At 66.2% G+C, this 25,294-nt stretch carries 21 protein-coding genes; 10 read left to right on the top strand and 11 right to left on the bottom strand.

Annotation, left to right across the window (positions count from 1 at the left end; genetic code table 11):
* Positions 1-85: 85 nt before the first annotated feature.
* Entirely contained in the window at positions 86-814 is a 729-nt protein-coding gene (locus tag BRADO_RS30970) for an outer membrane protein (protein ID WP_012030142.1), read from the bottom strand.
* Positions 815-1,051: 237 nt separating this feature from the next.
* On the bottom strand, positions 1,052-1,363 hold the full coding sequence (locus tag BRADO_RS30965) for a hypothetical protein (protein WP_012030141.1): 312 nt from the start codon (positions 1,361-1,363) through the stop codon (positions 1,052-1,054).
* A gap of 278 nt (positions 1,364-1,641) precedes the next feature.
* Between BRADO_RS30965 and BRADO_RS30960 the strand changes: the two genes are divergently transcribed.
* Positions 1,642-3,354: a methyl-accepting chemotaxis protein gene (locus tag BRADO_RS30960; protein WP_012030140.1), complete on the top strand. Its 1,713-nt coding sequence runs from the start codon at positions 1,642-1,644 to the stop codon at positions 3,352-3,354.
* Between the two features lie 183 nt (positions 3,355-3,537).
* Positions 3,538-5,526 carry a methyl-accepting chemotaxis protein gene (locus tag BRADO_RS30955; RefSeq protein ID WP_012030139.1) on the top strand — a complete coding sequence of 663 codons (1,989 nt, stop codon included), beginning with the start codon at positions 3,538-3,540 and terminating at the stop codon, positions 5,524-5,526.
* A 79-nt stretch (positions 5,527-5,605) separates the two neighbouring features.
* Here the strand turns inward: BRADO_RS30955 and BRADO_RS30950 are convergent, their stop codons facing one another.
* Genes BRADO_RS30950 through BRADO_RS30940 form a run of 3 tightly spaced genes read right to left on the bottom strand, consistent with a single transcriptional unit; the run spans position 5,606 to position 9,409 of the window.
* Positions 5,606-7,870, bottom strand: coding sequence for a xanthine dehydrogenase family protein molybdopterin-binding subunit (locus tag BRADO_RS30950; RefSeq protein WP_012030138.1), 2,265 nt, complete (start codon positions 7,868-7,870; stop codon positions 5,606-5,608).
* Positions 7,860-8,918, bottom strand: coding sequence for a xanthine dehydrogenase family protein subunit M (locus tag BRADO_RS30945; protein ID WP_012030137.1), 1,059 nt, complete (start codon positions 8,916-8,918; stop codon positions 7,860-7,862). The genes BRADO_RS30950 and BRADO_RS30945 overlap by 11 nt, the downstream gene beginning before the upstream one ends.
* Positions 8,915-9,409, bottom strand: coding sequence for a (2Fe-2S)-binding protein (locus BRADO_RS30940; RefSeq protein ID WP_012030136.1), 495 nt, complete (start codon positions 9,407-9,409; stop codon positions 8,915-8,917). The genes BRADO_RS30945 and BRADO_RS30940 overlap by 4 nt, the downstream gene beginning before the upstream one ends.
* Before the next feature lie 199 nt (positions 9,410-9,608).
* Between BRADO_RS30940 and BRADO_RS30935 the strand changes: the two genes are divergently transcribed.
* Positions 9,609-10,190, top strand: coding sequence for a TetR/AcrR family transcriptional regulator (locus BRADO_RS30935; protein ID WP_041757179.1), 582 nt, complete (start codon positions 9,609-9,611; stop codon positions 10,188-10,190).
* Between the two features lie 18 nt (positions 10,191-10,208).
* Complete coding sequence (locus tag BRADO_RS30930) at positions 10,209-10,625, top strand: hypothetical protein (protein ID WP_012030134.1); 417 nt, start codon at positions 10,209-10,211, stop codon at positions 10,623-10,625.
* A 273-nt stretch (positions 10,626-10,898) separates the two neighbouring features.
* Here the strand turns inward: BRADO_RS30930 and BRADO_RS30925 are convergent, their stop codons facing one another.
* Complete coding sequence (locus tag BRADO_RS30925; RefSeq protein ID WP_012030133.1) at positions 10,899-11,600, bottom strand: alpha/beta fold hydrolase; 702 nt, start codon at positions 11,598-11,600, stop codon at positions 10,899-10,901.
* Between the two features lie 84 nt (positions 11,601-11,684).
* Between BRADO_RS30925 and BRADO_RS30920 the strand changes: the two genes are divergently transcribed.
* Positions 11,685-11,984, top strand: coding sequence for a hypothetical protein (locus tag BRADO_RS30920; RefSeq protein WP_041757869.1), 300 nt, complete (start codon positions 11,685-11,687; stop codon positions 11,982-11,984).
* Between the two features lie 739 nt (positions 11,985-12,723).
* Here BRADO_RS30920 and BRADO_RS30915 read toward each other — a convergent pair.
* A complete protein-coding gene (locus BRADO_RS30915) occupies positions 12,724-13,611 on the bottom strand; it encodes an IclR family transcriptional regulator C-terminal domain-containing protein (RefSeq protein WP_012030131.1) in 888 nt (295 codons plus the stop codon).
* Positions 13,612-13,734: 123 nt separating this feature from the next.
* Here BRADO_RS30915 and BRADO_RS30910 point away from each other — a divergent pair, with 123 nt between their 5' ends.
* From BRADO_RS30910 to BRADO_RS30900, 3 genes are all read left to right on the top strand, one after another.
* A complete protein-coding gene (locus BRADO_RS30910; RefSeq protein WP_012030130.1) occupies positions 13,735-15,093 on the top strand; it encodes an aromatic ring-hydroxylating dioxygenase subunit alpha in 1,359 nt (452 codons plus the stop codon).
* A 507-nt stretch (positions 15,094-15,600) separates the two neighbouring features.
* Entirely contained in the window at positions 15,601-17,040 is a 1,440-nt protein-coding gene (locus BRADO_RS30905) for a glutamine synthetase family protein (protein ID WP_012030129.1), read from the top strand.
* A gap of 288 nt (positions 17,041-17,328) precedes the next feature.
* Complete coding sequence (locus BRADO_RS30900; RefSeq protein WP_012030128.1) at positions 17,329-17,577, top strand: hypothetical protein; 249 nt, start codon at positions 17,329-17,331, stop codon at positions 17,575-17,577.
* Between the two features lie 10 nt (positions 17,578-17,587).
* Here the strand turns inward: BRADO_RS30900 and BRADO_RS30895 are convergent, their stop codons facing one another.
* The 3 genes from BRADO_RS30895 to BRADO_RS30885 form a co-directional block, all read right to left on the bottom strand.
* Complete coding sequence (locus BRADO_RS30895; protein WP_012030127.1) at positions 17,588-18,292, bottom strand: SDR family oxidoreductase; 705 nt, start codon at positions 18,290-18,292, stop codon at positions 17,588-17,590.
* Positions 18,293-18,348: 56 nt separating this feature from the next.
* Positions 18,349-19,269 carry a LysR family transcriptional regulator gene (locus BRADO_RS30890; protein WP_012030126.1) on the bottom strand — a complete coding sequence of 307 codons (921 nt, stop codon included), beginning with the start codon at positions 19,267-19,269 and terminating at the stop codon, positions 18,349-18,351.
* Positions 19,270-19,475: 206 nt separating this feature from the next.
* On the bottom strand, positions 19,476-20,390 hold the full coding sequence (locus BRADO_RS30885; protein WP_012030125.1) for a helix-turn-helix domain-containing protein: 915 nt from the start codon (positions 20,388-20,390) through the stop codon (positions 19,476-19,478).
* A 233-nt stretch (positions 20,391-20,623) separates the two neighbouring features.
* Between BRADO_RS30885 and BRADO_RS30880 the strand changes: the two genes are divergently transcribed.
* Positions 20,624-22,228 (top strand): hybrid sensor histidine kinase/response regulator, encoded by a 1,605-nt coding sequence (locus BRADO_RS30880; RefSeq protein ID WP_012030124.1) that lies wholly within the window; start codon positions 20,624-20,626, stop codon positions 22,226-22,228.
* Positions 22,229-22,290: 62 nt separating this feature from the next.
* The gene (locus BRADO_RS30875) at positions 22,291-23,304 is read left to right on the top strand and encodes a magnesium and cobalt transport protein CorA (RefSeq protein ID WP_012030123.1); all 1,014 of its coding nucleotides are present in this window, start codon (positions 22,291-22,293) and stop codon (positions 23,302-23,304) included.
* Between the two features lie 327 nt (positions 23,305-23,631).
* On the opposite strand, the gene BRADO_RS30870 is transcribed toward BRADO_RS30875, so the two are convergent.
* Positions 23,632-25,251 (bottom strand): ABC transporter substrate-binding protein, encoded by a 1,620-nt coding sequence (locus BRADO_RS30870; protein WP_012030122.1) that lies wholly within the window; start codon positions 25,249-25,251, stop codon positions 23,632-23,634.
* Positions 25,252-25,294 lie beyond the last annotated feature (43 nt).

Below are 25,294 nucleotides of genomic sequence, written 5' to 3'. Positions count from 1 at the left end.
TCCGTGGAACGAGGACCCTGTGACAAGGAAAGGCCGGCATCGCTGCCGGCCTTTTGATGCTTTATTGTTTTTTGACGCCTGCGGATCAGTAGCGGGCGGCGACGGGGACGCCCCAGTTGAAGCGGTAGTTCACGCCGGCCTTGAAGGTGTGGTCGTCGGTGGTGAAGCTGCCGGTGGGAACCAGCGCGGCCGGCGCGGCGAAGGTGGCGCTGCCGAAATTGTAGTACTGGTATTCGGCCTTGGCCGACCAGTTCGGCGCGAACATGTATTCGATGCCGCCGCCGACGGTCCAGCCGTTGCGGTGATCGCCCGAGGTCGCGAAGCCGACCTGGTTACCTGCCAGGGTCACCTTCTCGTTGTTGTCCGAATAGGCGTAGCCGCCCTTCACGTAGAGAAGGCCCGGACCCCAGGTGTAGCCGACCCGGCCGGTGATCGAGCCGAGGCCGCGCTGGCTGTTGTTATAGACGTAACCGCCCGGGAATGCCGCGCCGACGCTGCCGCTGAGCCAGCTGTACTGGCCTTCCGCGCCGATCACCCAGGTCGGAGCGAACTGCCAGTCGGCGCCGGCTTGAACGCCGCCGAGGAAGCGGCCGTTGGAGTTGTTGCCGGTTCCGAGGCCCGAGAAGTTGTTGTCGCTGGAGAAGGCGCCGCCGAGATGGGCGCCGAGATAGAAGCCGGTCCAGTTGTAGATCGGCGCGACATAGGCCGGCGCCTTGGTCGCATAGGGATAGCTGCGCGCGCCGAGATCGGCAGCGAAGGCGGAGGACGAGGCGAGCGCGGCGAGCGCAACGGTGGCGAACAGGATCTTCTTCATGGCGGGTCTCCAACTCAGACTAACAAGGCTCGCGCAGCGCGCGCCGTCGATGCATTGGAGATAGATCGCTTTTTAGTAAAATGCTGTCACTTGCGCAGCACACCCCTCTTCAAGCCGGCCGGATCAGGTGCAAACGTTGTCGCGTAGTTAGCAAACCGCTAACGAAGCCTGAAGCATTGGTTGATGAAGCGGATCGTTGTGCCGTCGCGGCACACGCGGTTAACGCGCTTTAAGAGGTCAGGGCGTTCTGAGCGAATCGTGCAGCGCGGTGACGGCCTCCCGCAGTTGATCGCGATGCAGGCTGTCGTCCCCGGGAAGGGCTGCGACGCCGGTTGCGATCTCCTTGAGGATCGCGGCGAGCAGCCCGTAGTGGAGGTGCAGGTGGATCGACTTGCGAACGTCCTCGGCTCCCGGGCGCTCCAAGGTCAGCGCCAGCCCCGACGGTTCGAGATGGGCCTCGAAGCGCGACGATCGCTCGAACGTGCCGACATAGAACTTGTCGGGATATTCGAGCGCGACCTCGGCCTTGTCGGGGACGGGCTTCGACATGGGACCTCATCTGAAACCTGGTTGTCTACCGTCGCACAACGCCGGAGGACGGCCTTGCGACAGGTCAGGGACTTGCAATCGAAAGGTGCACATCCTGTAAAATCGCGAGTTCGTATGGAACCAAATATTTACTTTATATTATCGTGAGTTCCATAGATCTGAGACAGTTTGTGGCGCCGCAGCATCCAGATTGTGCTGACCGGCGCTCGACCCCTGCGCGTCATGGCGACGCCAGGCCGATGGCAGTCACCTCTCTCGCACCAAGGAAGACAAGCGCAATGAAAACGCGGCTCTCGATCTCCGCGATGATCCTGGCCTTCGGCGTCGTCGTGGCCGTCGGCCTGGGCGCCGTGGTCGCCACCGGTATCTTCGCCGTCCGGGAGCTGAAGGTCGGCGGCCCGCTCTATCAGAACATCAAGCTGGGCAACGATCTCGTCGCCGATATCCTGCCGCCCCCGGAATATGTGATCGAGTCCTATCTGGAAGCGACGCTTGCGCTGCTCGATCCATCCAGTCTCGATGCACGAGCCGCGCGATTGGCCGACCTGAAGAAGGAATATGACGACCGCAGGACGTTCTGGAGCAGCTCGGCGCTGGAGCCGGGACTGAAATCGGAGCTTGTCGAGCGGTCGGACGCCGAGGTCCGGCGGTTCTGGCAGGTGCTCGAGCGCGAGCTGATGCCGGCGCTGCGGGGCGGAGACATGCCGGCGGCCAAGCTCGCCTATCAGCGACTGACCACCGCCTATTCCGCCCATCGGACGGTCATCGATGGCATCGTCGCGCGCGCCAACCGGATGATCGCCGAGACGGAGGCGGTGGCGGCCGGTCGCGACAGCACCATCAGCTGGTTCGGCGGCGTATTGTCGGGCCTCGTCCTGCTGGTCGTCGTCGCCGGCCTGCTCGGTCTGGTGCATGGCGTGGTCCGGCCGCTCGCACACATGACCCGGCTGATGCGGCAGCTGTCCGGCGGCGACCTGTCGACGTCCATTCCGTTTGCCGAGCGGGGCGACGAGATCGGTGCGATGGCCCGAGCGCTTGCGGTGTTCAAGACCAATGCGATGGAGAAGGAGCAGCTGCAGAAGCAGGATATCGAGCGCGTCGCGGCCGAGCAGGAAAAGCACCGCGCCATCCTCGCCATGGCCGAGGTGATCGAGCGTGAGACCACGACCTCGGTCGGCGCCGCCGCCGGAGCCTCGCGAGAGGTCGAGACCGCCGTGGGCGGACTGTCCAGCTTGGCGCACGATCTCTCCGCCGATGCGAGCGCGGTGGCGTCCGCGTCCGAGCTCTCGCTGTCCAGCGCCCATGTGGTCGCAACCGCGGCCGAGCAGCTCAGCGCGGCGATCTCTGGCATCGCGAGCCAGGTCGGGCGCGCTACCGCCATCACCAAGACCGCCGTGACAGGACGCGAGAAGGCGACCAGCACCATCCAGTCGCTCTCGGAAGCGGTCGGCAAGATCGCCGAGGTGTCCAACCTGATCGGCGGCATCGCGCAGCAGACCAACCTGCTGGCGCTCAACGCCACCATCGAGGCGGCGCGGGCGGGCGATGCGGGGCGCGGATTTGCGGTCGTCGCCGCCGAGGTGAAATCGCTGTCCGACCAGACCGCCAAGTCGACCGAGGAGATCTCGCGGCTGATCTCCGAGGTGCAGAATGCCACCAAGGCCACCGTCGACGCGGTCGAAGGCATCGGCGGCCAGATTTCGGAGATCGACGTGGTCGCGGCCTCCGTCGCCTCGGCCATGCAGCAGCAGCGTGCCGCCACCAGCGAGATCAGCCGGTCGGTCGCCGCCTCCGCAGCCGCGGCCAAGGATGTCTCGGAAAAGATCTCGAATGTCGGCCGCGGCGCCCAGGCGGTGAACGACCGCGCCGCCGAGGTCCGCACCGCGATCATGCAGGTCGGCGCGACCATGTCATCGTTGCAGGCGGTGCTGACCAATATCGTGCGCAGCACCACGAAGGACGGCGCGACCGTGTCCCGGCGGGCGGGATGAGCACCTGAGACCGCATTTCTACGGACGTAAAAATTTACTTCCGTTGAAAAAAGCTTGTGCACGCTAATCGCATCTTCAGTTGAGGCTTGGCGGCCGGAACGTGATCTCGTCAACGGCGACGGGATCGTGCCGCCAGCGCCTGCCGCGATCGCGGATCCTCCCATCTGGAATGCGTCGTCCGACATGAAAATGCGTCTTTCGATTTCCGCCCTCATCGCGGTCTTCGGCCTCGTGCTCGCGCTCGGCTTCGGTGCCGTGGTGCTGACCAGCGCCTACGCGCTGCGCGAGCTCAAGGTCGGTGGGCCGCTGTACAGCAAGATCAAGCTTGGCAACGATCTCGTCGCCGACATCCTGCCGCCGCCCGAATATGTCATCGAAGCCTATCTCGAGGCGACGCTGGTGCTGCGCAACCCGAAGAACCTCGACGCGCATGCCGCCAAGCTGGCGCAGCTCAAGAAGGACTACGACGACCGGAAGGCGTTCTGGATCGGATCGACGCTCGAGCCCGATCTGAAATCGCTGCTCGTCGAGAAGTCCGATGCCGAGGTCAGGAAGTTCTGGCAGGCGGCAGAAGCCGAACTGATCCCGGCGCTGCGCGCCGGCGACACGGCGAAGGCCGATACGGCCTATGCCCGGCTGAGAGACGCCTATGCGGCGCACCGCGCGGTGATCGACACGCTGGTCGAAAAGGCGAACAAGTTCAATTCAGACATGGAGACCGCGGCCGCGGCGCAGGACAGCAGCATCTCGGTCGTCGTCTGGACGGTCTCCGGCATCGTGATGGCGCTGGTCATCGCCGGCATGTCGGGGCTGGTGATGGGCGTCGTCCGTCCGCTGTCGCGGATGACCGGCCTGATGCGGCGGATCGCCCAGGGCGAGCTGTCCACCGACATCCCCTATTCGCAGCGCGGCGACGAGATCGGCGCGATGGCGCGCGCGCTCGGCATCTTCAAGACCAATGCGCTGGAGAATGCCGAGCTGCGCGACAAGCAGGAGCGTGATCGCGCCGAGGCGGATCGCGTGAAGAGGCGGGCCATGCTCGACATGGCCGACGTGATCGAGCGCGAGACCAGCACATCGGTGGACGAGGCGGCGGGCGCGTCGCGCCAGGTGGAGGCGGTGGCCAGTGGCCTCTCCGATCTCGCGCATGAGCTGTCGGCTGATGCCCAGGCGGTGGCGGCGGCCTCGGAGCAGTCGCTCGCGAATGCGCAGACCGTGTCGGCGGCGGCCGAAGAGCTGAGCTCGGCGATCCGTGAGATCTCCAGCCAGGTCGCGCGCGCCAGCACCATCACCAAGTCGGCCGTCACCGGCCGCGAGAAGGCAAAGTCGACGATGATGTCGCTGACCAAGGCGGTGGACAAGATTGCCGAGGTCTCGAACCTGATCGGCGGCATCGCGGAGCAGACCAATCTGCTGGCGCTGAACGCCACGATCGAGGCCGCGCGCGCCGGCGAGGCCGGCCGCGGCTTCGCCGTGGTCGCGGCCGAGGTGAAGTCGCTGTCGGATCAGACCGCGAAATCGACCGAGGAGATCTCGCGCCTGATCGGCGAGGTGCAGAGCACCACGCAGGCCACCATCGATGCGGTCGAAGGCATCGGCAGCCAGATCTCCGAGATCGACGAGGTCGCGGCCTCGGTCGCCGCGGCGATGGAGGAGCAGCATGCGGCGACCCAGGAGATCAGCCGCTCGGTGCACTCCTCCGCCAGTGCCGCCCGCGACGTCTCGTCCAAGATCGGCAATGTCGGCAAGGATGCCGGCATGGTCAACGATCGCGCCGCCGAGGTGCGCAGCGCCATCGGCAATGTGGCCTCCAGCCTGACGGCGCTGCGCGCGACGCTGGTGAAGGTGGTCCGGACCACGACCGTCGAAGCCGACCGCCGCCAATCCCCACGCTTCCGCACGAGCCTGCCGATCAAGGTGATCGATGCGCGCAAGGGGCCGGTGAAGGCGGAGCTCGTCGACATCTCCGAGGGCGGCGCCTTGTTCCGCTTCGATCCCGAACCCGGCATCGGCGATCGCGGCGTGATCCAGTTCACCGGCTTCAGCGGCGACATTCCTTATCAGGTTCGCGCCCGCGACCACGACGCGCTGCGCGTGGAGTTTGAGCTCGGCGCCAGGCGCGAGGCCTTCGCCACCTGGGTCAGGGGCTCGTTCATGCAGCAGGCGGCGTAGGGCCGCGACCCTCTTTGCTCAAGGAAAAGCCTCCGTTCCCGGCGGGAACGGAGGCTTTGTCGTTTGGCGTGCGGCTTGGTCAGCTTCGACGAACGAGATCGCTGATCCGCACCGGGAAGCGTCTGACACGGATGCCGGTCGCGTGCGCCACCGCATTGGCCACCGCGCCGGCCGAGCCGGTGATGCCGATCTCGCCGACGCCCTTGATGCCGAGCGGATTGACGAACGGATCGTGCTCCTCGACCGTGAACGCATCGATCGCCGGAACGTCGGCATTCACCGGCACATGATACTCGCCGAGATTGGCGTTCATGATGCGGCCGCTGCGGCGGTCGGTGATCGCCTCCTCGTGCAGCGCCAGCGAGATGCCCCAGATCATGCCGCCGACGAGCTGGCTCTTCACCAGCTTCGGGTTGATGATGCGGCCTGCCGCGAACGCGCCGACCATCCGTGTCACGCGCACCTGGCCGAGATCGGGATCGACCTTTACCTCGGCGAACACGGCGCCATGCGAATGCATGGCGTACTGCTCGTTGGCGGCCGGATCCGGCACGCCGCTGCCCGAGCCTTCGACCTCGTCGAGGCCGGCGCGCGCGAGGATGTCAGCATAGCTTTCACCGCGGCCTTCGTCGTCGCGCCGGACGAGGCGGCCGTTGCGGGCGATCACGCCGGCGTTGCCGGCGCCGAACAGCGGCGAGCGCTGATCCGACGTCGCGAGCTCGGCGAGCTCGGCGATCACGGCAGCGCCCGCATTGTGGATCGCGGTGCCGACGGTTGCCGTGTGCGCCGAGCCGCCGGCGATGCCGGCATCGGGCAGGTCCGACGTGCCGGCCTTGAACGTGACCTGATCGCGCGCGAGCGCCAGCGAATCCGCCGCGATCTGCGCGAACGCCGTCCACGCGCCCTGGCCCATGTCATGCGCGCCGCTCTCGACCACGCCCGAGCCGTCGCGCCGGATCACGGCGCGCGCCTGGCCTGCGAACATCAGCGCGTGGAACGTCGCCGTGCCCATGCCCCAGCCGACCAGGAAGCCGTCCTTGTCGCGCATCATCCGGGGCTTGAGCGGCCGGTCCCACCAGCCGAAGCGCTCGGCGCCCTGCGTGTAGCATTCGCGCAGCGCCTTGGACGAGAACGGCTTGCCGGTCGAAGGCTCGACCTCGGCGTAGTTCTTGACGCGGAAGGCGAGGGGATCGAGGCCGCAGGCCTCGGCCATCTCGTCGACCGCGCTCTCGAGCGCGATGGATCCCGGCGCGATGCCGGGCGCGCGCACGAACAGCGGCGTGCCGGTGTCCATCCGCACGGCGTCATAAGTGGTCGCAATTGCCGGGACGGCGTAGAGCGTATGCGTCACGTGGGCCGCCGATTCATAGAAGTCCTCGAAGCTGGAGGTGGCGATCCGCGCATGGTGATGAATCCCAGACAGCTGGCCCGCGGCGCTGGCGCCAAGCCGCAGGGTCTGCCGGGTCGGCGAGCGATGGCCGAATGGGCCATAGAGCTGCTCGCGGCGCGCCACGAGCTTCACCGGCCGGCCGACCATCTTGGCTGCGAGAATGCCGAGCACCTGCGGCCCGGCCATCAGGCCCTTGCCGCCGAAGCCGCCGCCGAGGAACGGGCTGCGGATCAGGATGTTTTCGGGCGCGATGCCGAACAGCTCCGCGAGGCGCGCGCGCATCATGACGAGGCCCTGCGTCGGCGTGTCGATGACGAGCTTGTCGCCCTGCCATTCCGCGACGATCGCATGCGGCTCCATCGCGTTGTGATAATGCGGCGGGGTCTCGTAGATCGCGGTGAGCTGCTTGTCGCTTCCCGCCAGCGCAGCCTCGACATCGCCGTGGCGTTCCTCGGCCGGCGAGCCCATGCCGACGGCCGGAGGCACATAGACGGCATCTGCATCGAGGCCGATACGCGCCGGCTCCACCTCGTAGCGCGGCGCGAGCAGGGCGGCACCCTCTGTCGCCGCTTCCAGCGATTCCGCGATGACCACCGCGATCGGCTGGTTGGCGTAGCGCACGCGATCGGTCTGCAGCGCCTCGAAGCGGAACGCGAACGGATTCGGCTTGCCGTCGGGATCGGCATGCAGCGGCGGCCGGTTGGCCGAGGTCATGACCTCGACGATGCCGGGATGCGCCTTGGCCGCCTCGACGTCGAGCGCGGTCACGCGGCCGCGCGCGATGCTGGAGACGGCCAGCACGGCGTAGAGCAGGCCGGGCGGATTGTTGTCGGCCGCGTAGGTCGCGCGGCCCGTCACCTTGGCGAGACCATCGACGCGCGACAGCGGCTGGCCGATGTTCGAGCCGTGCCGGAGATGGGCGGGATCGCGGGAGAGATTGAGCTCAGGCGTCATGAAGCACTCCTGGAACGGAGGAGAAGGGAGAGGCCGGCAGCGCCGGCATGCGCGACGGCGTGCCCTGCGCTGCGGCGGCGAGCGCCCGCACGATCAGCTGGCGCGCGAGCGGGATCTTGTAGGCGTTGTCGCCGGAGGGCATGGCGTCGCGCAGCGCCGCGTCGGCCGCGCGTTCGAACGCGTCCGGCCTGGCGGAGTGACCGGCGAGCACAGCTTCAGCATCCCGCGCGCGCCATGGCTTGGCGGCGACGCCGCCCAGCGCAAGGCGCGCCTGCGTGATGCTGCCGTTCTCGATCACGAGCCCGGCCGCGGCCGAGACGACCGCGAAAGCGTAGGAGTTGCGCTCGCGCACCTTCAGATATCGCGCGTGCTTGGCGAAGCTGCGCGCGGTCGCGGGCAACCGGACCGCGACGATCAACTCGCCGGGCGCCAGCACGGTCTCACGCTCCGGCGCGGTGCCGGGCAGAAGATGCAGCGCCTCCAGCGCGACCTCGCGGCGGCCCGCCGAACCTTCGATCTCCACGACCGCATCGAACGCGGCGAGCGGGACGCAGAAGTCGGACGGGTTGGTGGCGATGCACGCTTCGCTCCAGCCGAGCACCGCGTGCTGATGATTGTCGCCGCCCCGCGCGTCGCAGCCGGCGCCCGGCACGCGCTTGTTGCACGCCGACGCCGTATCGTAGAAATAGGCGCAGCGCGTCCGCTGCAGCAGGTTGCCGCCGACGGTCGCCGCATTGCGCAGCTGTGCCGAGGCACCCGAGAGCAGCGCTTCGGCGATCGCCGGAAAATCGCGCGTGAAGCCGGTGTCGTGAGCGAGGTCGGCATTACGCACCAGCGCGCCGATCCGGACATCGCCATTGGCGAGCGGCTCGATACGCGTGAGCTCCTTGATCTGCGTGATGTCGACCAGCCGTTCCGGCCGGACGACATTGCCTTTCATCAGATCCAGCAGGTTCGTTCCGGATGCGAGATAGGCCGCGCCCGGCGCGCCGGCCGCCGCGACCGCCTCGGCGACCGTCGATGGTTTCACATAGTCGAACCGGTTCATGCCGCGCGCTCCTTGTTCTCAGTCAGCGTCTTTTGCGCGTCGAGCACGGCCTCGACGATGCCGACATAGGCGCTGCAGCGGCAGAGATTGCCGCTCATGCCCTCGCGCACGCGCTCGGGATCATCTCCCGCGTGGCCTTCGGTGATGAGGCCGACCGCGCTCATGATCTGGCCTGGCGTGCAGAAGCCGCATTGCAGGGCGTCGTGGGCGATGAAGGCTTCCTGCACGGGGTGCAGCTGGTCTCCATTTGCGAGGCCTTCAATCGTGGTGATGGCAGCGCCGTCGAGGCTGAGCGCCAGCGTCAGGCAGGAGTTGATGCGGCGCCCGTCGACGAGGACGGTGCAGGCGCCGCACTGGCCGCGGTCGCAGCCCTTCTTGGTGCCGGAGAGATGGAGACGCTCGCGCAAGAGGTCGAGCAGGGTGACCCGGGGGTCGTCGAGCGCAAGGGTGCGCGGCTCACCGTTGACGGTGAGTCTGACAGTCCAATTCATGCGTTGTTCCGATCGAAGCGATGGCCTAATCGGATCGCAGCGGCCACCGCCTTACGGGCGCGTGTCCGTCCAGATCCAGCGACCGCGGGACGACGAGCTTCAGGAAAGGTTGGCTGTCCCGGGTGGCAGGTCTATTTATACGGAGGGATCCTCCGCTTAGCAAGAGGACATGAACGGTCCGTCATCAAGAGCTGGTGAGATGGAGACGAAACCACAAGAGCGCCATCGCAAGCCGCGCGCCGACGCGCAGCGCAATCGCGAGCGGGTGCTCGAAGCCGCCAAGGCGGTGTTCAGCGTCGGCGGTGCGGAAGCCAGCCTGGAAGCGGTCGCGCGCCAGGCCGGGGTCGGCATCGGTACGCTGTATCGTCATTTCCCCACCCGCGAGGACCTGTTCGAGGCGGTGTATCGCCGCGAGGTCGAGCAGCTTGCGGAGCTTGCCGAGGAGCTAAAGACTGAGCCGTCACCGGTTGAGGCGCTCCGGCGCTGGCTGCGCTCGACGGTACAGTTCGTCGCCACCAAGAAGGGCATGATGGCCGCGCTCGCGATCGTGATGACTGCGAACTCCGAACTCGCCGCCTATTCGCACGCCCATCTCACGCGCTCGATCGGCGCGCTACTCGCCCGCGCCGTCGACGCCGGCGAGATCCGCAACGACATCGGCGCCGACGACGTGCTGCGCGCCCTGATCGGGATGTGCTACATGCACGACCAGACCGGCTGGCAGCAGAGCGTGCTGCGGCTGCTGGATGTGTTTGTGGATGGATTGCGGGTGCAACGCTGAGGCTCCCGCGAGGAGCCAATGATGCGAGTCGCCCTCGCTCTCGTCTTGCTTGTCGCGCTGGTCTATTCAGGCGAGTGGGCCTATCGCAGCTTTATTCGGCCGATCGATCCGCTTTCTCCCGAGATCGTCGCGCTTGCGGACCATTTCGACCGGAACGGCATCAAGGTCTCGCCCTCGGCCGTGCGCCACGGCTTCCGGTATTCGGAGGTGCAGGCAGTCGCAGCCTTCAAGGTTGCCGATCTTCCCATCCCATTTGTTGTGGTGGTCTGTGCCGATAGGCAATCCGCAGCTGCCCGGTTTGCGGGGCTCAAAGGTGACGGTGCGAAGAGTGCCGGACAGAATGGCCGCATGGTTCTGGACCTCGGGCTGTGGGCTGATGAGAACCAGGAGCGCGCGGTGAGGATTCTGAGTCTCTTCCAGGCTTTCGATCACTGATAGGAATGACCCGTCCATCGAACTGCCCGGGCCAACACGTTCGACCACTCCCTCGTCCAGGCAGTGATGTATCGGGCCGAATACTCTCTCCATCGTCATTCCGGGGGGCGCGAAGCGCGAGCCCGGAATCCATAACCATGAGCGCTGCTGAAGCGCTCGGTCCTCCACACGACGCCTTGCGTCACAACGGATGCCGGTGAGTATGGATTCCGGGCTCATTCGCTACGCGAATGCCCCGGAATGACGAACGTGGCATAGGCGGTCGTCGCGCTCTCACCCCCGCAGCCACTCCATCAGCGCCTGCGCCGTCTCCTCAGGCTGCTCCGGCTGCGGCAGGTGGCCGCAATTTTCCAGCACCACGAGCCAGCTGCCGCTGATGCCGTCGGCCATCTCCTTCGACAGGCTGTTCGGGATGGTGTTGTCGGTGTCGCTCGTCAGCACCAGCGTGGGACAGCGGATCGCCGTCAGCGTCGGCCGCGAGTCCGGGCGCGCCATGATGGCGGTCAGCTGCCGGATGAAGCCGAGCACGCCGACCTCCTCGGCCATGTCGTGCACCATCTGGCGCAGCCGCGGATCGTCCTGGCGCGAGGGATGCACGAAGCCCGCGAACAGCTCGTCGACCACGGTGTGATAGTCGCCGTCCTTGGCGCGGGTGATCATGGTGCGGCGGCGTGCGCTTGCCTCCGGCGTATCCGGCCGCGCCTGGGTGTTGATCAGCGCCAGCCGGCCGACGCGCTCGGGCGCCTGGCGCATGATCTCGAAGGCGATGTAGCCGCCCATCGAATGGCCGGCGAGCGCGAAGCGCGGCGGCGCCTCGGCGAGGATGCGGCGCGCGATGCCGGCGATGCTGTCATCGCGAATGTGATTGGCCACCATCACCGGCCCGAGCCGCCAGAGCGCCGGAATGACGGGCGCATAGATCCGCGGCGAGGAGATCAGCCCGGGCACGAGCACGAGCGGCAGCGCGTCAGTCATGGCTTTCCCCCTTGGAGCGGCATTATGCTTGTTGGAGACGGGTGTCGTTCGCCCGATGTGCCATCTTTGCGCGAGATGCCGCCGATGTCCAACGAAGTCCGCCGGTTCGAGCTGCATCGGCAGAGCGATGATCTCGTCTACAGCTTCGCCCGTCTGCCCCGCCCGGACGGCAGCATCGGCTTCAAGCGGGCCGATGGGGATTATTGGATCGTATGGAAGCCGGAGTGGGGCTGGGTCGCCTGGGACGAGGTCTCGCAGTCCTGCATGGGCCGGCCCTGGAACGTGCTGCCGGCAGATCAGGGCGCAGCGCCGCCGGAGGGCGACTGGGTCAGCCGCAAGGGCGCGAAGTCCTACGTCTATACGCTCGTCCATCTCATCGGCTGAGCCACGCGCAACGGTGCAGGAGAGCCGGCCAGCCGGCGACGGGTGGTCCGCCGCGCGACACGTCTCCGTCATCGCGGTCAACACCGCGGGTAACATCAAACGTCTTCAGGCTTGGTGGCTGTTGTGATCCGGTGCCCACGGCCGCGACGACCATCGCGCGCGCATTCGCGGCAAACCGGTGGCAGCGTCTACAACGTGCCGCTTTGCTCCGGATCTCATGACGTCCGCGCCGGACCATGTCACCGCCGGCAGGAGCGTGATGATACCTGGACCTGTTTCAAATCGTGGCAACTGCGACTGACGTCAAAATAAGATCACGTAATTGGCAAGAGCGGCGCGCGCCGTCGTCTCACTACTACAACGATTAGTTCGTGGCCTGCCAAACTTCACGTCGTCGCGCGGCCGGTGCGCCGCCTGTTGCAGCGCCCTTCGTCGTAGCATCGAGAAGAGGTCGAGGCGATCGGAGCGATTGTCGCAGGCAGGCTGCCGTCATCGTCCGGCAGCCCTGCGCAGGCCGTTCAGCGTCCCTGTAGCGATGGCACGGCGGGAGACGGGCGCGCCGCAGCGCCATGGCTGGGAGACGTGATCGATCGTGATGGAGAAGCGCCTCGTCCGCCGTCACCGAACGGCGCCGCGTGCTGGCAGAGCTAAGCTGGAGGAGATGGCAGGGGCGTGCGCAGGGCCGACGCGCCGGCCGGCACCGCTTCAGTGAAGCCGGTGCCGCTTAGGATCAGTGAAATCAGACCAGCAGGGGCTGCACGGTCGTCGCAAGCTGCTTCAGCAACGGCAGAAAGCGCTCTTTCATCTCGTCGATCGTAATCCGGTCGACGTGCCCGCCAATATTCGCGGCCGCAACGATGCTGCCGTCGTAGCGGCGGATCGGCACCGAGATCGAGCGGAACCCGGGCTCGGCCTCGCCGTCGACCACCGAATAACCGTCGCTGCGCACGGTCGATATCGCGGCGATCAGCGCTTCCTGGTCGGTGGTCGTTTGCGGCGTCATCGGCGTGAGCGGCGTCTGCTCGATGGCCCGCCGCAACTGATCGTCCGGCATGCGACTGAGCAGCACCCGCCCCACGGAGGTGCAGAAGGCCGGCAGCCTGTAGCCGATCTCGAGCCCACTGGAGAACATCCGCGTCGGCGTGGCGCGCGCGATGAACACGACCTGATCGCCATCGAGAACCGCGAGAGAACAGACCTCGCGGGCCTCCGTCGCCGCGACATCCAGCAACGGCTGTACCACGGTGTTGATCTGGTTCGATGCGAGGTAGCTGGATGCTAACAACAGCACCCGCGGCGTCAGCGAGAACAGCCGATCGTCGCCATGAACGAAGCCCGATGCCTTCAGCGTCAGCAGGATGCGGCGCACCGTGGCACGCGCGAGACCTGTGAGTTCGGCGGCCTTGCTCAACGTCATCGGCCGGCCTTCGCGGCTGAAGGCCTGTATCACGCGAAGCCCTCGATCGAGTGCTTCGACGAACTCAGGCCCGTCGCCACGCGCCTGCTTCTTCTCCTCATCAGTCCGCTTTAGTTTTGGCATCGGCCTGACACGATCCGCTGTTGTTGTTCTCGGCCGCAGTGAAGCTGCTGTCCGTTTGCCCCTTGGCTTCGGTTGTAGCTTTTTCACTTGCGCTTCTCCCCAGTTAAAGCGAATCTAATCTTGGCGAACATGTGTTCGTCTAGCGAACAATATTAGATGATCGCGTGACGTCAACGCCCGACTTGCGACGGAACAGGAGAGACGGCCATCATGATGAGCAAAGAGCAGAATGATCTGATCACGCGCATCGGACCCGACGCACCTGCCGGTAAACTAATGAGGATGTATTGGCAGCCGGCTGCGCTGGTGGACGAGCTGGCGGGCGAGCGCCCCGTGCGCGCGGTCAAGCTGCTCGGCCAGGACTTCGTATTGTTCAAGGATGAGCAGGGGCGCTACGGGCTGCTCGATCGCGATTGCCCGCATCGCGGCGCTGACCTCGCTTTCGGCCGGCTCGAGCATGGCGGTCTGCGCTGTGCCTTTCACGGCTGGCTGTTCGACGTCGACGGCGCCTGTCTCGAGACGCCGGCGGAGCCTGCCGGATCGCCGCTGTGCAAGAACGTCAAGCAGCGCTCCTATCCGGTGGTGGAGAAGGGCGGCATCCTCTGGGCCTGGCTCGGCGAAGGGGCAGCTCCGGCGTTTCCGGACCTCGACTGCTTCACGGCGCCCGACGCCTACACCTTCGCCTTCAAGGGCCTGATCGAGTGCAACTGGCTGCAGGCGCTCGAAGTCGGCATCGACCCGGCGCACGCCTCGTTCCTGCACCGCTTCTTCGAGGACGAGGATACGTCCACCGCCTATGGCAAGCAGTTCCGCGGCGCCTCCGCCGACAGCGAGCTGCCGATGACCAAGGTGCTGCGCGAATACGACCGTCCGATCATCAATGTCGAGCGGACCGAATACGGTCTGCGCATCATCGCGCTGCGCGAGATCGATGCCGAGCGCACCCATGTCCGCGTCACCAATCAGCTGTTCCCGCACGCCTTCGTGATTCCGATGAGCACGGAGATGACGATCACGCAGTGGCACGTGCCGGTCGATGACGAGACCTGCTACTGGTACGCGATCTTCACCAGCTATGGCGCGCCGGTCGACAAGGCGAAGATGCGCGCGCAGCGGCTGGAACTCTATGAGCTGCCGGACTACCGCTCGCGCAAGAACAAGAGCAACGACTACGGCTTCGATCCCCGCGAGCAGGCGACCGCGACCTACACCGGCATGGGCAACGACATCAACGTGCACGATCAATGGGCGGTGGAGTCGATGGGCCGCATCCAGGATCGCACCCGCGAGCATCTGGGACAGTCGGACAAGGCGATCATCCAGTATCGCCGTCTGCTGCGCGAGCAGATCGAGACGGTCGCGCGCGGCGAGCAGCCGATGCTGCATCTCGACGCGGCCGCGGCGCGCAGCGTGCAAGGCCCGGCGACGATGGACGGGATCGGTCCGACCCGCGGCTGGGAAACCTATTGGATGGAAGTCGACGTCCGCCGCCGCCGCAACGCTCCCTGGGCCGCGCCGGTGCCCGCCGATATCGTGCGGCTGGCGCCGGATCTGAGCGCGGCGGAGTGATGGCTGGGGTCTTGTACTCGTTGGCCAGAGATAGCCTTTTCGTATTGGTCCGAGGACGGTACGCTCTTCCCGTTCTGACAGGGAGAGGGTTGGCGTGAGGGGCAGCCGCGCACCGAGCGTGCGGAGAGCCCGCTCACGCGGATTGCATCTGACGATGCAGTCCAGCCTCTCCCCGCACGCGGCAGGGCTCTCGCATTTGAAGATCGCGGTGATGTGCTCGTCTCTCTCCACGTCGTCATGGCCGGGCTTGTCCCGGCCATCCACGTCATCCGCTGCCCTGAGAACGACGTGGATGCCCGGGCCTTCGCCGCGCCGAAGCGGCTTCGGCCGCGCAGGCGGGACAAGCCCGGGCATGACGGAGTAACACGTGAGCAGGATCGTTCGCCGGTACAGCTCCGCACCGCCATATGCGGTAGACCTGCCGCACGCGCGGAGAGGCGGAGACCGAGCCAGCCGCGCTGCCGTGCACGCGATCGCGCAATCAGTCAATCCTATCAGGAGCCATCGTTGAGTTTCGTCGCCAAGCATCGGCTGTGGACCGCTGAGCAGACTGAAGCCGCGGCGCGCATGCGCCGTCTCGCCGAGGAGCACGGCCTCAACACCATCCGCTTCTCATTCCCCGACCAGCACGGCATCCTGCGCGGCAAGGCGCTGAGCGTCGACGCCGCGCTGTCCTCGCTGGAAGACGGTTGCTCGATCACGACGACGCTGCTCGCCAAGGACACCTCGCACCGGACTGTGTTTCCGGTGTTCACCGCCGGCGGCGGCTTCGGCATGAGCGAAATGCAAGGTGGCAGCGATGCGTTGATGGTCGCCGATCCCACCACGTTCCGCGTGCTGCCCTGGGCGCCCGGCACCGGATGGGTGCTGTGCGATCTCTATTTCGCCAATGGCGCGCCCGTGCCGTTCGCCACCCGCAATCTGCTGCGCTCCGCGCTGTCGACGCTCGACCAGCGTGGTTATCAGTTCAAGGCGGGCCTGGAGGTTGAGTGTCACATCTTCAAGGTCGAAGACCCGCGCCTCGCACCCGCCGACGCCGGCTCTCCCGGCCAGCCCGGCGCGCCGCCGGCGGTCAGTCTGCTGACCCAGGGCTATCAGTATCTGACCGAGCAGCGCTTCGATCAGATGGAGCCGGCGCTCGAGATCATCAGGACCCATCTCGCCGCCCTCGGCCTGCCTCTACGCTCGATCGAGCTGGAGTACGGCCCGAGCCAGTGCGAGTTCGTGCTGCAGCCCGGCATCGGGATGGAGCCAGCCGACACCATGGTGCTGTTCCGTAGCGCCGTGAAGCAGATCGCGCAACGCCACGGCTATCATGCTACCTTCATGTGCCGGCCGCGCATTCCCAACGTGATGTCGTCGGGCTGGCATCTGCACCAGTCGCTGGTGGCGCGTGATGGCGGGAACGCCTTCATGAGCAATGAGCCCGAGGAGCTCTCCGCGCTCGGCCGTCACTACATGGCCGGCCTGCTCGCGCATGCGCGCGCGGCCGCAGTGTTCTCGACGCCGACGATCAACGGCTACCGGCGCTACCGCTCATATTCGCTGGCGCCGGACCGCGCCATCTGGGGCCGCGACAACCGCGGCGTCATGATCCGCGTGCTCGGCGGTCCGGGCGACAGCGCGACCCGGCTGGAGAACCGGATCGGCGAGCCCGCCGCCAATCCCTATCTCTACATAGCCTCGCAGATCGCAGCCGGCCTCGACGGCATCGACCGCGCGCTCGATCCCGGCCCGTCGGCCGACGTGCCCTACGAGACCAAGGCGAGCCCGCTGCCGAAATCGCTGCGCGAGGCCGTCGATGCGCTCAAGGGCGATGCCTTCTTCCGCCAGGCGTTCGGCGCCACCTTCATCGATTACTACACCTTCATCAAGAACGCCGAGATCGAACGCTTCCAGCAGGAGGTGTCGGACTGGGAGCAGCGCGAATATTTCGAGATGTTTTGATCAGGATGCTGTCGCAGGATGCAACAAGAGACGGCTTCGCCATTTCGAGATGGCGAACTGGCCGTTTGAATCCCAATCCTGTCGCTATGCATAACCTCCATCCCCTCACCCTGAGGAGCCCGCCGCAGGCGGGCGTCTCGAAGGGCGAGGCCAAAGTCGCGGCCTCATGGTTCGAGACGGCGCTACGCCTCCTCACCATGAGGGTGAGCACCGAAATCTGCGCGGCAGCCCCAGATCCAAGAGCAGTGTGCTCATGACGCCGAGATTGCCACGTTTGGAATCCAGGATGTGATCAAGATTTTCACCGATTTCAACGCCCGCACGAACGACGATCTCTGCTGGCTTCTCAAATATCGTGAGCGTGATCTCGCGCCGCAGATCGACGCATTGCAACTCCGAAAGGGAGACCGCATCATCCTGTTTCATGATGACGGTGATTTCGAAGTTATCGCGATGCTCGATTATCGGTTCGTTGAGGTTCTCGGGCGTGATGAATGGGTCGCGATCCCTGACTGGGATACGCTCGTCAGAAAATAGCCTCCGCGCCTCACACGCTGCGCGTCAATCCGCCGTCGACGCGGATGTTCTGGCCGGTGATGTAGGCCGCGCCGTCGGAGGCGAGGAAGGCGATGGTCGCGGCGATCTCCTCGGCCTTGCCGTAGCGGCCCATCGGCACCGTGGTGCGGCGCTGTTCCGTCGCGGGCAGGCTGTCGATCCAGCCCGGCAGCACATTGTTCATTCTGATGTTGTCAGTCGCGTAGCTGTCGGTGAAGATCTTGGTGAAGGACGCGAGGCCGGCGCGGAACACGGCCGATGTCGGGAACATCGCGGAGGGCTCGAAGGTCCAGGCCGTCGAGATGTTGATGATCGCGCCATTTTTCTGCGCCCGCATGATCGGTGTGACCAGACGCACGGGACGGATCACGTTGAGCAGATAGGTGTCGAGCCCGGTGTGCCACTGCTCGTCGGTCAGCTCCAGGATCGGCGCGCGCGGGCCGTGGCCGGCGCTGTTGACGAGCACGTCGATGCGGCCCCAGCGACTCATGGCTCCGTCGACCAGGCGCTTGAGATCGTCGCTCGACTTGTTCGAACCGGTGACGCCGAGGCCGCCGAGCTCCGCGGCGAGCGCCTCGCCCTTGCCGGAGGACGACAGGATCGCAACGTTGAAGCCGTCGGTGGCGAGACGGCGCGCCGCCGCCGCACCCATGCCGCTGCCGCCGGCGGTGACCAATGCGACCTTCTGAGCTGTCATGGCGAAAACTCCCGATGCGGTGCGCGGCTCGCCGCGCCTATTGCCGGGCACCGTCTCTACGGGTTTTCACCGGCAGCGTCGAGCGGTGCGCGTCGCTGCGGCCTATCGGTCCGGGATCGTCTGATCTGGTTGATGACGGCGGCGCCGATCCTGCTCCAGGGACGTCCTGCCAGGCTGTAGAGGCTCACCGTTCGCTCGATCGCAAGACCGGCAATGGCGATGCGGCGCAATCCCGCCGGCAGCTGCGCGCTGCGTGGCAGGAGCGCGACGCCGAGGCCGGCTGCGACGAGCCCGAGCAGATCGCGCTCGGCGTGGACCTCGCCCGCACGGATCGCACCGACGCCGTGGCGTCTCAGCCCTTCGAGGATGCCCGGCGTATGCTCGCAATAGGCTCCGACCAGCAACGGCTCCCGGCAAAGCTCCATGGCTGGAACCAGCGGCCGGCCTGCGAGCCGGTGCTGCGTGTGGACCACGAGGTCGAATCCCTCGGTGAACAGCGGCAGCTGGTGGAGATGAGAGCCCGCCTTGTGCAGATCCGCCGCGATGACCAGCTCGACGTCCCCGTCTTGCAGCATCGCCGCGGCCTTGGCGCCGTCGCCGCGCTGAACGGTCAGGTCGAGATGCTCGAAGCGGTTGCGGATGCGCTGGATGTGAGGAATGACGGGAGCCAGATCGATCGATTCGGTGAGGGCCAGGCGAAGGCTGGTCTGCGGTCGCTGCCTCATCGAGATCGCCACCGCCCGCGCGCCGAGCGCGGCGTCGTAGCACTGCTTCAGCGCAGGATGCACGGCGTGGCCGAGCGCGGTCAGTCGTGCCGACGGTGGTCCTCGCACGAACAGCTCGCCGCCAATCTCCGCCTCCAGCTGCTTGATGGCGCGCGACAGCGACGGCTGCGTCACGTTGCATTCATCGGCGGCACGGGAAAAATTCAGAAGCTTGGCGACGGTGAGGAAGTAACGGACCTGATGCATCTCCATCGGCGCGACCCTGATGAGCGGGAACGAAGGCGCCGGCCGGCGCGCTGGGGAGCCCGGCCGAAGCCGGGGTGACGCTGCAGCACGCGCCGGGCTATTCGTGCCGGCCAGCGCTGCGACTATGCGAGCGAGCCATGCGACGCGCGTTCACGGATCGCGGACCATGTACAAAATCCGCTGGCCGGCTTCGCGCCGAACGCCAGGCTTCGTCAGGACGACAGCTGCTTGCGGTATTCCGATGGTGTCAGGCCGCAGGCCTTGCGAAACGCCGTGGCGAAATGCTGCGACGACGCGAACCCGAGCGCGAGAGCGATATCGGTGATGGAGTGATCGCGCTCGGCGAGCAGCGCGCGGGCGCGCTCGATCCGACGCTGCATCATCCAGCGATAGGGCGAGCTGCCGAGCCCGCGCCGGAACAGCTCTGTCAGATGCGGTACCGACAGATCGAGAAATGCGGCGAGGTCCGCCACCGAGAGACTCTCGCCGAGCCGGCTGTCGAAATAGTCGACGAGCTGCCTGAGCCGCCGATCCTCGATGCGGGGGTTGCCACGCAGCGGCTTGGCGAACGCTGCGTCTGCGCGATTCGAGTGGTGGATCAACAGATGCCCGAACAGTGTGGTCGCCAGGCTTTCCAGGTAGGATTGTTCGACCGCGGAGCCGCTGCTGCCGAGAAGCGCGCGCCGCAGCTCGCGGGACAGCGACAGCAGGACGCCATTGGGGTCGTGACCGACACTCGCGAACTCGATCTGCGAGGCGGCGGCGTGGCAGCCGAATTGCGCGAGACCTTGCGCCAGCGCGCCGTTCGATAGCATCAGGCGAATGCACTCGAAGCCGGTTCCTCGCGCGGCGCGGAAGCTGTCGCCCGGCGCATGCGCCTGCCACAGACCGATCGGTACCGGACCGTCATGGACCTGACGCTCGTTCTGCCAGATCGTGACCGAGGTCGGTCGCAGCTGCAGGCAGAACATCGTGGCGTCGATGCAGGGACCGTTGATCTCTTCGAGATCGTCAGAGCGGCAATGACGCAGCATCGCGCCCGACGCGCTCTCGAACGATGTCGTTGCGACGAGATGTGACGACCACAAACCGTCGACGAGAGCCGCCTCCTGCCTGACTGTGCGCATATGCCTTCCGAACGTCCTGGAAACAACGACCGGCAGCGGAAAATCACCACACTTGCTGCCAAGGCGCAAGCGCGGCCGGCCCGCCGGCGCATGTCACGGTTCCGTCAAACGGGCGCACGGCTGGCATTCGGGAACCGGATCTCGCCGAGCGGCATATCAGACGGGCGCGTCCCGGCCCACGGATGCAGCAAGGCCATGTTGGCCGTAACCATGAGAGGCGGAGCAGGACGAGAATGTCAGACCACAAGCCGCAGCGCGATCGCGCGGTCGTCGACAGCGGCGATGCGTCCGACCTTTCGACCGAGCACCACGACATCTTCTTCGCGGCCGTCGAAACGACGCGCATGCCGATGATCGTCACTGATCCGCGCCAGAACGACAATCCGATCCTGTTCGCCAACCGCGCGTTCCTGGAGATGACCGGCTACGGCCTGACGGAGATCGTCGGCTCGAATTGCCGCTTCCTGCAAGGGCCCGATACGGACCGCGACACCATCGACGCCGTGCGCACCGCGATCGCCAACCGCCAGGACATCGCGGTGGAGGTTCTGAACTATCGCAAGAACGGCGCGGCGTTCTGGAACGCGCTGTTCATCAGCCCGGTCTACAACCGCAACGGCGACCTCGTGTACTTCTTCGGCTCGCAGCTCGACGTCTCGCGCCGGCGCGATGCCGAGAGCGCGCTGGTGCAGTCGCAGAAGATGGAGGCGATCGGCCAGCTGACCGGCGGCATCGCCCACGACTTCAACAACATCCTGCAGGTGATCATCGGCTACACCGAGACCCTGCAGGGAGCCGTGAGCGAGCTGGCGCCGCGCCACCGCCGTGCCGTCGACAACATCCGCACGGCGGCCAACCGCGCCGCGACCCTGACGCAGCAGCTGCTGTCGTTCGCGCGCAAGCAGCGGCTCGACAGCCGTCCCATCAACCTCAACAACATGATCGAGACGATGGTGCAGATGGCGCGGCATACGCTCGGCGAGAGCGTGCGCATCGTCGTCAAGGCGCAGCCGGATCTGTGGAACAGCCGCGTCGACCAGACCCAGGCGGAGGTCGCGCTGCTCAACCTGTTCGTCAATGCGCGCGATGCGATGCCGCATGGCGGCACGCTCACCATCCGCACCGAGAACAAGGACATCGCGGACGAGGACATCCTGCAGTTCGGCGTGCCCAAGTCCGGACGCTACGTCGCGCTCAAGGTGTCCGACGACGGCGTCGGCATTCCGCACCACATTCTGGCGCGCGTCGCCGAGCCGTTCTTCACCACCAAGGACGAGGGCAAGGGCACCGGGCTCGGGCTTGCGATGGTCTACGGCTTCACGCGCCAGTCGGGCGGCAGCACCTATATCTACAGCGAGGTCGGCCTCGGCACCACGGTGCAGCTGTTGTTTCCGGCGACCGAGCAGGCGATCGCCGTGCCGGCCGTGCGGACGCCGATGGCGATGGACCGCACGGGCAGCGAGCGTATCCTGATCGTCGAGGACCGCACCGATGTCGCCGAGCTCGCGCGCTCGATCCTGGAGGATTTCGGCTATCGCACCGAGGTCGCGACCAACGCGCATGCGGCGCTGGAGCTTTTGGATTCCGAGATCCGATTCGATCTCCTGTTCACCGATCTCGTGATGCCCGGCGGCATGAACGGCACGGTGCTGGCGCGCGAAGCGCGCAAGCGCCAGCCGAAGCTGAAGGTGCTGCTCACGACCGGCTATTCCGATGCGGCGGTCGAGCGGGCCGACGCCAATATCGGCGAGTTCGAAATCATCAACAAGCCGTACCGCCGCACCGATCTGGTGCGTCGCGTCCGGCAGTTGCTCGACGGCCCGACCGGCGTGACCTGATGCAGCGCTTGACCCGGCGACTCCTCGCGTCGAAAGTCGCTGTCGAGAGCGGAGAACCCGGCATGCGCCACGTCACAATCCAGTCACCGGCCGACGCGCGTCGCGAGCCTGGCGTGGTCGCGGCCGGCGTTTATGCCAACGGCCGCCGCGTCGCCGATATCGCGATCGACGAGGCCGGCGCATGGAGCCGCAAGCCGGGACATGTCGTCTGGATCGGGCTGCACGAGCCGGATGCGGCGCTGCTGCAGCGGATCGCCGATCAGTTCAACCTGCATGAGCTCGCGATCGAGGACGCCTCTAAGGCGCATCAGCAGCCGAAGGTCGAGCGCTATGGTGATGCGCTGTTCGTCGTCGCGCGCACCGCGCAGCTCGTCAAGGAGCACATCATCTTCGGTGAGACCCATATCTTCGTCGGCCCCGGTTTCGTCGTGTCGGTGCGGCACGGCGCCTCGACCTCCTATGGCGCGGTGCGCGAGCGCTGCGAGAGCTGCCCGGGCTCGCTCGCCAAGGGCGAGGACTACATCCTCTATGCGATCCTCGATTTCATCGTCGACAACTACCGCCCCGTCACCGAGAGCATCATGGCCGAGGTCGAGACCCTGGAGGAGGTCGTGCTGCAGCGGCCGCTGGCGCGCCACGAGGTGGACCGGCTCTATCGTCTCAGGCGCGACCTGCTGCGGCTCCGCCGCGCCGTCGGCCCCGTGGTCGACGTCTGCAAGCGGCTGGAACATGTCGACAATGTCGCGATCGACGCCGAGATGGCGCCGCTGTTCCGCGACGTGCTCGACCATGCCAAGCGCGCCGAGGAGGATGCGGATTCGCTGCGCGAGATCCTCGCCTTCGTGTTCGAGGCCAGCATGATGGCGGGACAGGCGCAGCAGACCGACATCGCCCGCCGCCTGGCGGCCTGGGCCGCGATCCTCGCGGTGCCGACGGCGGTGGCCGGCATCTACGGCATGAATTTCGAGCACATGCCGGAGCTGAAATGGCAGTACGGCTACTACGCCGTGCTCGGCTTCATTGCGGTCGTCTGCAGCACGCTGTACTGGCAGTTCCGCCGCCGCGGGTGGCTGTGAGGGGCGCACCGCGAGCCGAACTAAATCTCACTTGTTCATTGCAACACTCTGCGAGCCCCAACTACGGTGCACCCTCTCCCCTTGTGGGAGAGGGTGGCTTCGATGCGAAGCATCGAAGCCGGGTGAGGGGTCTCTATCGGCACGGGAATTCGCGGAAAGAGACCCCTCACCCGGCATGATCGAGCTTCGCTCGCTCATGCCACCCTCTCCCACAAGGGGAGAGGGTGCACCACCGTTGTGGACTGGAAGGGATAGAGTATGTCGCCAGCGTGGCGAGAGGTGATCATGTGGCCGAGCGCGTTACCTCGGTCTTTCCCGACCAACACGCTACCCCTTCGCGAACTGCCGATAGTCCGGCTCGCGGTGGAACCAGAACTCGTAGCCGCTCACCGCTTTCTGCATGGCGACGTCGTGGATCGGCTGGTTGAGCGGCACCACCGGAACCTCGCGCATGCACAGTGCGATGAACTCCTTCACCGTCGCCTCGTACTCCGCCGCATCCGTCGTGAAGCGCGCCTTGTCGATCAGCGCGTCCATCTCCTTGCTCTGGTAGGACGAGATGTTGAAGATCGAATTGCGGCCGTGGAAATTCCAATAGAAGTAGTATTCGGGATAATCGAGCCAGCCCGAGAACCGGTTGAGCGCCATCGGAAGCTCCTTCTTGTTCAAGGTCGTGCGCCAGTTGGCACCGGGAATCTTCTCGATGCCCGCCTTGATGCCGATCTTGGCGAGGTTCTCCTGGATCAGGATCGCGGTGGGCTCGCCGACTGTCGCGGTGCCGGCGTCGAGCGACAAGGTCGTCTCCAGGCCTTCGAATCCGGCCTCCTTCATCAGCGCCTTGGCCTTGTCGAGGTCGGTGACATAAGGGAACGGCTGCGGCCATACCGGCTTCTCCACCTCAGCCTTGCCGCCATACATCGGCACCGCGCGGCCGAAGAACGCGCTGGATTGGATCTGTTCATAGGGCATTGCCCAGGCGATCGCCTGGCGCAGCTTGACATTGTCGAATGGCGGCCTGGCCGTGTTCAGTGCGACGTACCACAGCGCGTTCGGGATCGGAACGCCCGTGACCTTGACCTTGCCCTCCTTGATCAACTGGTCGAAGTCGCGCGGCGCAAAGCCGCTGGAGAGGTCGGCATCGCCGCGCTCGAGCATCGCCCGCCGCGTGCCGGCGGAGGGAATGTCGCGCGCGATGACGCGCTTGATCTTCGGCAGCGGGCCGCACCTCCAGCCGTCGAACCGGCTCAGGATCGTCTCGGTGCCGGCCTTCCAGCTCTCCACCTTGTAGGCGCCGCCGCCGGCCTCGTTGTTCTTCAGCCAGGCCAGCGCCCACGGGTCCTCGGGCGTCGCGTTCTTCTTCGCGAGCTCCGAATTGATCACGAAGGGCACGACCACCGCGACATTGAACAGCAGCATCTTGTCCTTGCGGATGTAGTCGATGCGGAAGGTGTGATCGTCGACCAAGACGAACTGCTCCGGCTTCTCCAGCGAGCCCGCCGACATCTGGAAGGTCGGAAAGCCACCAACCGAGACGGCGCGATCGAACGACCATTTCACATCCTTGGCCGTCACCGGCGTGCCGTCGTGAAAGGTTGCGTCGTTGCGCAGCTTGAAGGTGCAGGACATGCCGTCGGCGGCGACCTCCCAGCTCTCGGCGAGCTCCGGCGCCAAGGTGGCGCGATCGTACGAGATGGTGCCGTCCGGCAGCGTCTTCGCCGCGTAGCTCAGCAGCCGGTCATAGCAGTTCCAGGCGAGACCGTTGACCGTTTGGTTCGAGCCCACGCCCTGCATGTCCAGCGAGTTCGGCCCGAGTTCCTGCACCACCAGCAGCGTTTCGGCGCGGCCTTGCGCTTGCGCGATGCGCGGCCCGAGCGCGCTCACGCCGGCAGCCCCCAATCCGCCGAGAACGACGCTGCGGCGTGTGACATCGACATACGAGCTGCTCATTGAGACCTCCCTGCGGCACGATCGGTTGCAGCTGTGGAGGCAA

It is taken from the genome of Bradyrhizobium sp. ORS 278, from assembly GCF_000026145.1.
In the GTDB taxonomy this organism is placed as follows: domain Bacteria; phylum Pseudomonadota; class Alphaproteobacteria; order Rhizobiales; family Xanthobacteraceae; genus Bradyrhizobium.
This window is presented reverse-complemented; position numbering and strand designations above follow the sequence as displayed.

Excerpts from the sequence above, each read along its gene's own strand:
- BRADO_RS30950 (WP_012030138.1), bottom strand. The coding sequence starts at position 7,870 with ATGACGCCTGAGCTCAATCTCTCCCGCGATCCCGCCCATCTCCGGCAC.
- BRADO_RS30945 (WP_012030137.1), bottom strand. The coding sequence starts at position 8,918 with ATGAACCGGTTCGACTATGTGAAACCATCGACGGTCGCCGAGGCGGTC.
- BRADO_RS30920 (WP_041757869.1), top strand. The coding sequence starts at position 11,685 with ATGTCCAACGAAGTCCGCCGGTTCGAGCTGCATCGGCAGAGCGATGAT.
- BRADO_RS30875 (WP_012030123.1), top strand. The coding sequence starts at position 22,291 with ATGCGCCACGTCACAATCCAGTCACCGGCCGACGCGCGTCGCGAGCCT.
- BRADO_RS30910 (WP_012030130.1), top strand. The coding sequence starts at position 13,735 with ATGATGAGCAAAGAGCAGAATGATCTGATCACGCGCATCGGACCCGAC.
- BRADO_RS30880 (WP_012030124.1), top strand. The coding sequence starts at position 20,624 with ATGTCAGACCACAAGCCGCAGCGCGATCGCGCGGTCGTCGACAGCGGC.
- BRADO_RS30935 (WP_041757179.1), top strand. The coding sequence starts at position 9,609 with ATGGAGACGAAACCACAAGAGCGCCATCGCAAGCCGCGCGCCGACGCG.
- BRADO_RS30970 (WP_012030142.1), bottom strand. The coding sequence starts at position 814 with ATGAAGAAGATCCTGTTCGCCACCGTTGCGCTCGCCGCGCTCGCCTCG.
- BRADO_RS30930 (WP_012030134.1), top strand. The coding sequence starts at position 10,209 with ATGATGCGAGTCGCCCTCGCTCTCGTCTTGCTTGTCGCGCTGGTCTAT.
- BRADO_RS30940 (WP_012030136.1), bottom strand. The coding sequence starts at position 9,409 with ATGAATTGGACTGTCAGACTCACCGTCAACGGTGAGCCGCGCACCCTT.
- BRADO_RS30925 (WP_012030133.1), bottom strand. The coding sequence starts at position 11,600 with ATGACTGACGCGCTGCCGCTCGTGCTCGTGCCCGGGCTGATCTCCTCG.
- BRADO_RS30955 (WP_012030139.1), top strand. The coding sequence starts at position 3,538 with ATGAAAATGCGTCTTTCGATTTCCGCCCTCATCGCGGTCTTCGGCCTC.
- BRADO_RS30960 (WP_012030140.1), top strand. The coding sequence starts at position 1,642 with ATGAAAACGCGGCTCTCGATCTCCGCGATGATCCTGGCCTTCGGCGTC.
- BRADO_RS30870 (WP_012030122.1), bottom strand. The coding sequence starts at position 25,251 with ATGAGCAGCTCGTATGTCGATGTCACACGCCGCAGCGTCGTTCTCGGC.
- BRADO_RS30890 (WP_012030126.1), bottom strand. The coding sequence starts at position 19,269 with ATGGAGATGCATCAGGTCCGTTACTTCCTCACCGTCGCCAAGCTTCTG.
- BRADO_RS30895 (WP_012030127.1), bottom strand. The coding sequence starts at position 18,292 with ATGACAGCTCAGAAGGTCGCATTGGTCACCGCCGGCGGCAGCGGCATG.
- BRADO_RS30885 (WP_012030125.1), bottom strand. The coding sequence starts at position 20,390 with ATGCGCACAGTCAGGCAGGAGGCGGCTCTCGTCGACGGTTTGTGGTCG.
- BRADO_RS30965 (WP_012030141.1), bottom strand. The coding sequence starts at position 1,363 with ATGTCGAAGCCCGTCCCCGACAAGGCCGAGGTCGCGCTCGAATATCCC.